The sequence below is a fragment of the Asticcacaulis sp. genome (genome assembly GCF_020217185.1).
In the GTDB taxonomy this organism is placed as follows: domain Bacteria; phylum Pseudomonadota; class Alphaproteobacteria; order Caulobacterales; family Caulobacteraceae; genus Asticcacaulis.
Map to the genome: position 1 here is coordinate 1 of NZ_JAIWNX010000140.1, position 10000 is coordinate 10000.

Annotated in this window: 8 protein-coding genes, 1 tRNA gene and 1 pseudogene; 2 read left to right on the forward strand and 8 right to left on the reverse strand. The window is 56.5% G+C overall.

The window, feature by feature from the left end; all coding sequences use genetic code 11:
* Nucleotides 1-170 precede the first annotated feature (170 nt).
* The 4 genes from hppD to LDL37_RS06810 all read right to left on the reverse strand — a co-directional run bounded on the left by hppD (nt 171) and on the right by LDL37_RS06810 (nt 4459).
* The gene (gene hppD / locus LDL37_RS06795; RefSeq protein ID WP_290795903.1) at nt 171-1232 is read right to left on the reverse strand and encodes a 4-hydroxyphenylpyruvate dioxygenase; all 1062 of its coding nucleotides are present in this window, start codon (nt 1230-1232) and stop codon (nt 171-173) included.
* 88 nt (nt 1233-1320) lie between these two features.
* Nucleotides 1321-2754 carry a S41 family peptidase gene (locus LDL37_RS06800; RefSeq protein WP_290795905.1) on the reverse strand — a complete coding sequence of 478 codons (1434 nt, stop codon included), beginning with the start codon at nt 2752-2754 and terminating at the stop codon, nt 1321-1323.
* A gap of 57 nt (nt 2755-2811) precedes the next feature.
* Entirely contained in the window at nt 2812-3813 is a 1002-nt protein-coding gene (locus tag LDL37_RS06805) for a LacI family DNA-binding transcriptional regulator (protein WP_366509220.1), read from the reverse strand.
* Between the two features lie 127 nt (nt 3814-3940).
* The gene (locus LDL37_RS06810; protein WP_290795910.1) at nt 3941-4459 is read right to left on the reverse strand and encodes a GcrA family cell cycle regulator; all 519 of its coding nucleotides are present in this window, start codon (nt 4457-4459) and stop codon (nt 3941-3943) included.
* A gap of 374 nt (nt 4460-4833) precedes the next feature.
* Between LDL37_RS06810 and LDL37_RS06815 the strand changes: the two genes are divergently transcribed.
* Both LDL37_RS06815 and LDL37_RS06820 read left to right on the forward strand, forming a co-directional pair.
* Nucleotides 4834-4907, forward strand: a tRNA-Gly gene (locus tag LDL37_RS06815).
* A gap of 574 nt (nt 4908-5481) precedes the next feature.
* Entirely contained in the window at nt 5482-7968 is a 2487-nt protein-coding gene (locus LDL37_RS06820) for a type I restriction endonuclease (RefSeq protein WP_290795912.1), read from the forward strand.
* Nucleotides 7969-8051: 83 nt separating this feature from the next.
* On the opposite strand, the gene LDL37_RS06825 is transcribed toward LDL37_RS06820, so the two are convergent.
* The 4 genes and pseudogenes from LDL37_RS06825 to LDL37_RS06840 all read right to left on the reverse strand — a co-directional run.
* Nucleotides 8052-8558 carry a GNAT family N-acetyltransferase gene (locus LDL37_RS06825; RefSeq protein WP_290795914.1) on the reverse strand — a complete coding sequence of 169 codons (507 nt, stop codon included), beginning with the start codon at nt 8556-8558 and terminating at the stop codon, nt 8052-8054.
* The gene (locus LDL37_RS06830; protein WP_290795916.1) at nt 8555-8830 is read right to left on the reverse strand and encodes a DUF1778 domain-containing protein; all 276 of its coding nucleotides are present in this window, start codon (nt 8828-8830) and stop codon (nt 8555-8557) included. The genes LDL37_RS06825 and LDL37_RS06830 overlap by 4 nt, the downstream gene beginning before the upstream one ends.
* A 68-nt stretch (nt 8831-8898) precedes the next feature.
* On the reverse strand, nt 8899-9447 hold the full coding sequence (locus LDL37_RS06835) for a methyltransferase domain-containing protein (RefSeq protein ID WP_290795918.1): 549 nt from the start codon (nt 9445-9447) through the stop codon (nt 8899-8901).
* A gap of 228 nt (nt 9448-9675) precedes the next feature.
* A pseudogene (locus LDL37_RS06840) lies at nt 9676-10000 on the reverse strand (quinate 5-dehydrogenase); the annotation flags it as partial.

Genomic DNA, 10000 nt, shown 5'->3' on the forward strand with positions numbered 1-10000 from the left:
TTCAGGGGAGGTGGATTTGACGCCGCACAGGCGTCAAAGACGGAGGGGTTAATACCACCGCTTTAACCCCTCCCGGCCCTCCGGGCCACCCTCCCCTGAAATCAGGGGAGGCGCTTAGGCAAAGTGTCGTTTTTGCTTGAGATTATACCGATCTAACCTGTCACCCCCCCCTAAACCCGCAGTAACCCCTTGCGCATCTGGTCCAGTCCGGTGGCCTCCAGCAGGGCCTGCACATTGCCGCCGCCAAAGCCCGTGTGGCCTTTGCGCTGGATGATCTCGAAAAAGAGCTGACCGACGCCTGTTTCGCAGAAGGTTTGTAGCAAAATACCTTCGCGGCGCGCATTGCCGTCGATCAGCACGCCGTTGTGGCGCAGCCGCGCGACGTCTTCTTCGTGGTGCGGGACGCGCGCCGCGATCAGATCATAATAGGGCTCAGGCACGGCCTGAAACCGCACGCCGCGGGCGCGCAGGGCTTCGACCGTTGCGTGAATATCGAAGGTTTCCAGCGCGATATGCTGCACCCCTTCGCCGCCATTGGCCTCCAGAAAGGCCTCGGTGGCGCTGTAGGCCGAGCGGCTCTCGTTCAGCGGGATGCGGATGGGGCCCTGCGGGCAGATCAGGGCCTGCGTCTCCATGCCCGTGGCGTGGGCGTCGAGGTCGAAATAGCGTTGCGATTCAAAGCCCAGCACGCGCACGTAAAAATCGGCCCAGGTCTGCATCTGCCCCTTGCGCAGGGCGTAATTGAGGTGATCGACGCCGATCAGGCCTGCCCCCTGCACCTGAAGGATGGGCGGCCTGTGCAGGGTGCGCCAGCCGTCGAACAGGTGCCCGCTCAGGTGCGTGTCGTCGATCAGGTAGATCAGCGTGCCGCCAACGCCTTTCAGCGCCGGAACGTCTTCGGCAAACGGGGTGAGCAGGCCTTCGACCGCTTTGGCGCCGTTTTGCAGGGCCAGTCGCCGGGCGCGCTGAGCATCACGCACGCGCAAACCCATACCGCACACGCCCGGCCCGTGCTGCGCCGCAAAGGTGGCGGCGTAACCGGACGGTTCGGCATTGAGCACAAAGCGGATGGCCCCCTGGAGATGGAGGCCGACGTTTTGCCAGCCGTGCCGCGCGGTTTCGACAAAGCCCAGCCGCTCAAAGGCATCGGCCTGCGCGTCCGCCTCATGCGTGGCAAACTCCACGAAGGCGATCCCTTCCAGTCCCAGAGGGTTTTCGCAGCTAAAGGCCATTTATTCGCGATTTCTCGAATTGTCTTACAATTACAGGAAACGAGAAATCGCCGGAGGAGTCCAGTTAACCTTGCGTAATGAAGTCCTGTTATTTCGGGGCTTTACGGTAGCGCGCCATAAGCTGCCGCTCGGCGGCTTCCAGCGCCGGGTCCTTGCCTTTGCGGAGATCCTCAATGGCGGGATAGACCACGATGTCGGGTGTGACACCGGCATTTTCCAGCCGCTTACCGCTGAGGGTTTCTACGTCCCTGACCGCAACCTGCACCTTCCCGCCATCCGGCAACGGGAAGAACTGGCTGCTAAGCACCGCTCCGGCGGTCGGCCGACCCACCACGAGCGCCCGCTGACGTGTTTGCATAACCGAAGCGGTGATTTCGGACGCACTGGCTGAAGCGGGGCCCGTCAATACCACCAGAGGCCCCGCATAAGGGCGGCTATTGCCCTCTGTAGAAAGGGTCTGAACGCCGTTGGCATCGCGGGTTTTGTAGATAGGGGTGTGCGCGGGCAGCAAGGCGTCCATCAGCGGCATGACATTGCCACCGCCATTGTAACGCAGGTCGAGAATAACGCCCGTCTTTCCGGCGGTCTGGAGCGCACGGGTCACCTGTTTCAGTCCCGGTTTGTCAAAATGGTCAAAGCGGATGTAGAGAACGCCACTGGGCAAGCGCTTGACAGTAACGTCGGGTGCCTTCCCGGAGAATGGAGCGTCATATTCGACGGATTTTTTGAGAGATGTCAGGTATTTCTCAGCCGCCTGCGATGATATTGCGCCTTCCGGCAGGGTCAGATTCAGCACACCGGCGGTCTCAAGACGTTGCCTCTGCGTGGGCGTAAGCGCCGTGAACGTGCCGACCACATGGACCCTGCCGCCCTTATCGGAGGTTACATTATAGGTCACTTTGTCAATCAGCCAGCCCGGGGTGATGCCTTGTCTGGCGGCTTCCGACCCCGGCCAGACTTCGCCCACCATCATGATGCGGCTCGTATCGCGACGCAGGAGGATCACCTGAAAGCCGACATCCTTTTCGCCGCCGTATTCGGGGGGGTGTGGTGCTGTGGGGGCTGAACTGGCCGGCTTTAATGCGTCGGGCGAGGGCTTGGGGGCGGGCCAGACCACGGCCATATGCGAAGACGGAAAACGCTGCGCCATCTGTAGAAAGACGTCGTTGTAAAGTGATGTGTCGTCCTTCGCGGCAGCGGCACGCGGCCGCCATTCGCGCTTCATTTTAGGCCAGTCGAAGCCTGAAAAGCTCTGGTCGTAATAGTTGCGGTCAATCTGAGCGACAAAGGCATCGAAGATGGCCAGTCTGCGCGCCGGACCGGACAGGCGGGCAAAGGCGGCCGCCCTTTCGGCCTCGGCCTTCTGCGCCGCGATCTGTTGCGGCTTGACCACCAGCACAAACCACGCGAACAGGCCCGCAAAGGCGAGTGCGCTCAACGCTGTAACAACGCCCAGACCTCGCAGCGTCCAGCCGATCCAGCCTGTACGCTTTTTGGTTGTGTTTTTGGCGTCTTTGACCACGTCGTCCCCCGGAACATATCCTCATCCTTACAGGCCCGCAGGCCTCTGAGCCATCCCTCAAAAACGCGGTGGGGCCTTACCGGCGGAGTCGCGCACGATCAGGCTGTGGGCCGTCATATAGGTGGCCGCTGTGCCGCTGCTGAAATTGGCCTCCCAGTTGTCGAGCGCCTGCACGACGCGGCGCGACATGTCGAGATAGGGCTGGGCGATGGTGGTCAGGGCCGGCCACACGGCGGCGGCGATGGGGGCGTCGTCAAAGCCGATGACCGACAGGTCGCCGGGGATGCTCAAACCGCGTTTGTGCGCCGCGACGCTGACCGCGGCTGCGGTTTCGTCATTGGCGGCAAAGATGGCCGTGGGCGGCTGTGGCAAGGACAACAGGGCTTCGGCGGCCTCGATGCCTTTGCGGAACTGAAAATCCCCGGCGACCAGCAGGTCAGGCTCCGGGCGCGGCAGGCCTGCGGCGTCATAGGCCTCAAACAGGCCCTGACGGCGCAGGATGGCGGCCGAATGGTCCGGGTGGCCGCTGATGTGGCCGATGCGGCGGTGCCCCAGGGCAAACAGGTGCTCGATCACCTCACGCGCGGCGGCGCGGTCGTCCATGACGACCGACGGAAAGTGCGGATCGAAGACCGAGGGCGCAATCAGCACGGCGCGCGCTTCGCGTTGGCGCAGATGGGCCTTTAACGGCGCAAAATCACATAGCGGCGGCAAGAGGATCAGGTCGCGCACCCGCCCTTCGTCGAGAAAGCGATCCAGCCGCTCGGCCCAGCCGGGCTGCATGTCGAACAGTTCGACGCTGATGTGCTTCCCCGCCTCCATACAGGCGGTCAGAAGCGCGTGGTGAAAGCGGCTGAGATAGCCCGATACCGGGTCTTCGAGCAGCAGGCCCAATGAACTGGCCCCGCCCAGCCGCAACTGCCGCGCGGAAGGGTTGGGCGTGTAGTCCAGCGCCTTCATGGCCGCCTGCACCTGAGCGCGCGTCTCCGGCCTGACCCGGTCGGGCTCATTGAGCACCCGCGACACGGTCTTGGCCGAAACCCCGGCCAGGCGGGACACATCGTAAATCGTCGTCATGGGCTTAAGGCTAACAGTAAGCGGCGAGAGGGGGAAGGGCAACGGGCCCAGAAACGCAAACGGCCCGCCTCCGGGGGGAAGCGGGCCGTGCAACTAACAGGCGGAAACCTTAGAGATAACGGCGCAGCGACCGCGACAGCTCGGTGCCGTTGTCCTTCTTTTTCTTTTGCTGCGGCTGATAGGCGACGCGCGAATGTTCGAGGCAGTAGGGGATGCCGTCGGCGGCGCGGCGGCCGCAGAAAGTGAATTCGTCCGACGACGGATCACCGATCGGCCACTTGCACATCTTGGACCCCAGCGTCAGGACCGTAGCGGTGCCCGGACCTTCGATCACCGGCACGGCCGGCACCTGAGCCACGGGGCGCGGTGCAGGTTCAACCGAGACACGGCGCGGGGCCGGTTGCGGCGCGGGCTGGGCCTGAGCGGCGGGACGCGGCGGCTTGGCCGGCTTATACAGCGGACGGGCCGGTTGCGACGGGGCCGCGCGACCCGACAGGCCGAGACGGTGCACCTTACCGATGACGGCATTGCGCGTCACGCCGCCCAGGGTCTTGGCGATCTGACTGGCGGAATGGCCTTCCTGCCACAGCTTTTTCAGCGTTTCGACCCGTTCGTCTGTCCAGCTCATGGTCAAGCCTCCGTCCCCTAAATGACGGGCGCACCCGTCAAGCCTCAGCACTAGATATGGATTCGCCGATTACGATAAAACCGGCCTCCCTACCGCTAATCGTAAACAAAAAGTTAAAAACCGCAATATCTAGTGTTTCGCCTGTTGGGGGATGTCCACAGCAATCTATATCTAGTGTTTCGCTGTGGAAAAGAGCGCCTTTCCACAGGGGTGATCCACAGATTTTGGGGCGCCGGCTATTTATCCCCTGCGGGCGTTGAGTCGCGCGGCCACCCTGTGGAACAAATGGCGACGGGGCAGGCTTCGTGTTGACAGGGGCGGGCCCGCTGAGGCATTAGAGCGGGACGCAAATGCAGGCTTCGTTCGCCTCAGACGCGGGTGTAGCTCAATGGTAGAGCAGCAGCTTCCCAAGCTGAATACGAGGGTTCGATTCCCTTCACCCGCTCCAATCTCCCGAATTCTGAAAATTTATCATTCAAGATCAATGGGAAGGCTCTAAGCCCATCTTTTTTGACGGCTATTGTGCCACAGAATGATAATTTCAGGTCCATAGAAGTATTGGGGCGCAAGCCTTACCTTGGTGCGCCGCTAGCGAAGAACCCGGTCTGCGGGAGACCGTCAGCACAAACCCCGTCAAAGCCTCACAGGCGGCTGGAGACAGGTTCAAGCTCGGTCTGGGAGATCATGATCCGATATCTTCCCCCATCGTCGGAGGACCATCAGGAAAGGCTCTGGACTGATCGCTAGGGGCTGATGCAAATTCTCAAGACCGAAGTTCACTTCCACTGCTTAGAGCACGTTTCGTTCAGGTTGAATCGTAAACGTGCTCTAAATTTTTGTTTTGTCGCTTTTTTTTTTCGCTCAACCGGTACCCGCTTGAGCGAAAAAACGCTCTAATCTTTGGGGCGCTCGCGCTTCAGGTGAAAATGAATTTGCAGTCCTGCTGGCTACCATGCAATCTATTATGCTGAGAACCCTGCGTCATTGCCTCACCCCAACTGCTCACCTGAAGACAAATTAACATGCCGGACCATTCAGATTTAGATAAGGCTGCAATTTATTTTCCCCAAATCACTGGTGTGGAAACTGAAGGAGATGTGGAAATAAAGGTTATACTTCCAATATTATCTTCAAGTAACTATTTAAATATTGGTTTGGATAAAATAAAAAATAAGACATACTTAAGCCCGTCAAACTTAGATAAATCTGCCGGAAAATTGCGCGGGTATTTTCCAGATTTTTCAATTTGGAGTAATGCTCTCCCATTATTGGTGGTAGAGGCTAAAAGTCCCGATGTGAAGGTTGAGGAGGGATACAGAGAGGCGGCTTTGTATGCCCATAATCTAAACCAGTTGTACAAGTCGGGACTAAACCCCTGTCATTTTATCTTAGCTTGCAATGGGACGAGACTTCTCGCAGGTGCGTGGGACGCAGAGCCGTCAATCGACGTTGATATAGCTGATTTGGTAATTGGATCGAGTGCGCTGCAAAGCCTTCGAGATTTTTGCGGGTCGCATCTTATCCTAGACCATGCCCGCAGATGTTTGCTGGCAATGAAGGTTAAAAAAGCCGTCCACCCCTATAATAAGGCTGGGGGTCAAGCCTTACTCAATTCCAAAAAGGCGTTCAACGACTTCGCGGCCGAATTGGCTCCGGTATTAAGGCGCTACTTCACGTCAACTTCTCAAAATGACGATAAAGAAATTTATGAAAAGGGATACGTAGGCAGTGATGACATCACCACTTACGATGCCGTGCTCGAAGCGCTTTTAAAAGACCGCATTGTAGGGCGACGTGGCGACATTACTCAGGACTTAAATCCGACCCGCTCAAGTGAACCTCGATTAACAGGAGCAATTGCCGAGTTCAAATCTGCCACCTTAAATCAAGGGCAGCTTCAGTTAATAACAGGAGGTGTGGGATCGGGTAAATCTTTGTTTGCGCGGCGGTATAAAGAACTTTTACAGCCTGAACATCTCAAAAAAGTGACGCATTGGGCGTTCATAGATTTTAACACTGCTCCAGATAATCTTGACGGGGCAGAGATTTGGATTTGCGAGCAGTTTGTTGAAAGTTTTCAAAAAGAAAACGCAGGCTTCGATCCATATGAATCAGAAAACCTGAACCGTATTTTCGCAAGAGATCTACAGAAGCGACGTGGCGTCTACGCTGAATTAAGCAAGATATCGGAAAGCGAAGTTATTCGGCAGAGAGCTACAGATTTTCAGATATGGCAAGATGACCCTAGAAAATTATCATTTGGGATATGTAACTATTTCGTTGGTAGTAAATCGGAGACTGTAGTCGTCGTAATGGACAATGTAGATAAGCTTGAGCTTAAAGATCAGCTCTCCGCATTTCAGCTTTCTCTCTGGTTTATGAGCCTAACTAATGCATTTATTATACTTCAAATGCGTGATGAAACATATGAGAGATTTAAAGATCGACCTCCGTTAGATACGTATAGGACGGGCGTTATATTTCATGTCACGCCGCCACGATTTCTAGATGTCGTAAAGCGGCGTTTAGAGCTATCTCTAGAATATCTCTCTATAAATGTTTCAGATACTTTAGAATACACTCTAAGCAATGGGTATAAAATACAATACCCAAAAACCATGCTTGGTGATTTTTTACATGGCATATATATAGAAATATTTTCTAGAAAGCACGTCATTTCAAGAATTTTACAAGGTATAGCGGGGAGAGATGTTAGAAAGGCTCTGGATATGTTTCAGAGCATACTTACCTCCGGCCACTTGGCAACCGATGCGATAACTTCGCAGGCAAAGGGTGCCGGCGAAATACGAATACCTGAATATACAGTCTTGAAAATATTGATGAGAACAGAGTATAGATTCTACAGCGATGTAAGTGGGTATGTAAAAAATATATTTCACTTTGATGAAAATTGGACAAATCCGAACAATTTTATTATAGGGGATATAATATTCTGGCTTACAGACAACAGAAAAAAGAGGGGTGACATTGGATTAGAAGGATACTTTTCAGTTAAGACCATTGCAGATTCAATGCAGCTTCGAGGGTATGCAACTGAAGATGTGATAGCCGCATGTTCATGGTTGCTAAAAAACGAACTTATTGAAGCGGATCATATGAACAAGTCTTCTGTCTCCGAAGACGATAGCGTAAAAGTCACTGCGTCGGGATTCATTCATTTGCGTATATTATGCGAAAGGATAGAATATATATACAGCGTTTTGACGGTTACCCCAATTTTAAATGAGGATGTCGCTGCGGAGATTGGAGTGTATATAAATCGAGAAAACCAAAACGACAAAATATCCGTTTTTTATATGGCTCAATGCGTCGAGAAATTCCTAAAGTATCTGGAATTTGAGCACGCTCTACGCTGTTCAGAGTTTCCCGAATTTGGGAGTGAGCGATCAGGGGCGTCGTTCCTGATCGAACAAATTCAGTCAGCCCTTACTCATTTCAGGAACCCATCCAAAAAAGCGGCGCAGCCCAACCTCCTTGATTGGCAATAATGAGAAAATATAAAGAGGCTTAATGGTTTGCTTTTCCTGTCGATATGCACTTTCGGCCATAGCGTGAGGGACGCCAGATACTTTCACGACCGAAGCACCGCCCTGGCGTCTGAGAGGCGCAGAAACAGGGTCATGGGCTGGATAGGTGAGGCCACAAACCCGCGCGACAGATAAAAGCGGCGCGCCTCTTCGGACAAGGCATGGACCAGCAGGGCGGTCGCGCCCGCAATGTCGGCGGCGGCCAGTGCGCGGCGCGTGGCGTCCTGCAACAGGGCCTTGCCCAGCCCCTTGTTCTGCCAGCTCAGGTCAATGGCCAGTCGCCCCAGCACCACAACCGGAATGGGATCGGGCATGTTTCGCGTCAGTGTCTTCGGCGTTTCACTGAGCGCGACGGCTCCGGCGGACAGGCAATAATAGCCCACCACGCGGTGGCCTTCGCAGGTGACATAGGTGCGCGAAGCGAGCGCGTTTTCGTTCTTCAGGGCGCGTTTTTGCAGCCATTCATCCAGCGACGCGACGCCGGACTGAAACTCCGCTATCTCATGCGCCGGGGTAATCGGCGCGGGCGGCGTAAGCTCAGAGAGCTTCATGCGTCGTCCCAGGGCGAGGGTTCGCTGAGGAAACGACGCAGGCGGGCGTTCGGCTGAGGCGGCGCATCCAAAAGGGCCTGAAACTGCGCAAAGGCATCGGCATCGAGGCGGAAAAACGCCTGATCGAGCAGGACATCCTCGGCCTTGCGCGTGGCGGCCTCCAGCATGAAGTCCGAACGGCTGCGGCCCAGACGTTCCGCCGCCTGATCAATCAGATCACGCTGCGCGGCCTTGGCGCGGATATTGATTGAGACGGGGTCTTGCGCGGGCATGGAACGGCTCCTGTTGGAGATATTCTATATACGAATGTGCGCACATTTTCTATACAAAAGTGCGTGCGTTAATTCCGCACCAGATGGTCATACACATGCGTCACCGCGTCGAAGCGCACGCGCGACGGCTGGTCTGCGAAGGGGGCCGGGGTGAAGTGGGTAGTGGTCAGGCCCGCTGCGATGGGGTCGCTGATCTTATCCGTATTCCAGCCGATCAACAGGTGCCCGCCGGGGGGCATGATCGCCGCCAGAGCGTTCAGGGCACGCACTTGCTGGGCTTCGGAATCGACGCCATAGCCCAGAACGCCATTGCACACGATGCCGTCGAAACGCAGGTCCGCAAACAGGCTATCGGCGTCGCAGATGTCACCCGTGCGGTGGCGCGTTTTGTGGCCAAAGCGGGCCGAGCGCGGGTCTATGTCGGTGGTCCAGGCTTCGGCCCCATGCTGTTCCAAAATGCGGTAATAGCCGCGATTATAGCCACGGCAGCCGACGAACAGCAGCCGGCCTTTCAGCGCGGCAAAGGCGGGCAGATAGGCGTCGGTCATCAGCCGCCGGTCGGGCAGGTCGTGAATCTCGGACCGTTTGGATTTGAACAGACTGGCCAGAAAGCCCATGCGTGTGTCTCCGTTTGAAGCGAGACTAGGCGGGGTTTGCGCGGGTGTGAAGCCTGTTTCTCGGCCCCGCATTGAGCAAACGTAGCTATACCCCCGACGTACTGGATAGGAGAGAGAACCACAGATTTCACAGATTTCACAGATTGGCGCTTCGCGCCTTTATTCATAAGGGCTAAGGGGGGCATCGACCCTCTTAATCTATGTCATCTGTGAAATCTGTGGTTCCTTTTAAGACCCCAGCAGCACCTCAGCCGCAGCGAGGTCCTGCGCCGCTTCGCCGACGCTTTTGAAGACACTGAGGCCGCTGTGTGGCGCAAAGGCCGGGTCGCACAGGTCGTGCAGGGTGCCGCGAATATCCTTAAGCGTGAGGCCGCTCAGATCGCCCGCCGTCGAAAGGGCCGCCGGGGTGTCGATATAGACGCAGGCGCGGCGCAAGGTTTCGGCGTCGGCTTCGCGCATGTCCGGCGTAAAACCGCCGATCAGCGACACGTGCTGATCGCTGAGGCGGTGGCCTTCGATCCACGGCTCCCGGCTTAAGGTGGCGCAGGCGATC

What these genes read in the sequence shown, in the direction of transcription:
- LDL37_RS06830 (WP_290795916.1), bottom strand. Translation starts at nt 8,830, where the DNA reads ATGCCCGCGCAAGACCCCGTCTCAATCAATATCCGCGCCAAGGCCGCG.
- LDL37_RS06820 (WP_290795912.1), top strand. Translation starts at nt 5,482, where the DNA reads ATGCCGGACCATTCAGATTTAGATAAGGCTGCAATTTATTTTCCCCAA.
- LDL37_RS06810 (WP_290795910.1), bottom strand. Translation starts at nt 4,459, where the DNA reads ATGAGCTGGACAGACGAACGGGTCGAAACGCTGAAAAAGCTGTGGCAG.
- LDL37_RS06825 (WP_290795914.1), bottom strand. Translation starts at nt 8,558, where the DNA reads ATGAAGCTCTCTGAGCTTACGCCGCCCGCGCCGATTACCCCGGCGCAT.
- hppD (WP_290795903.1), bottom strand. Translation starts at nt 1,232, where the DNA reads ATGGCCTTTAGCTGCGAAAACCCTCTGGGACTGGAAGGGATCGCCTTC.
- LDL37_RS06835 (WP_290795918.1), bottom strand. Translation starts at nt 9,447, where the DNA reads ATGGGCTTTCTGGCCAGTCTGTTCAAATCCAAACGGTCCGAGATTCAC.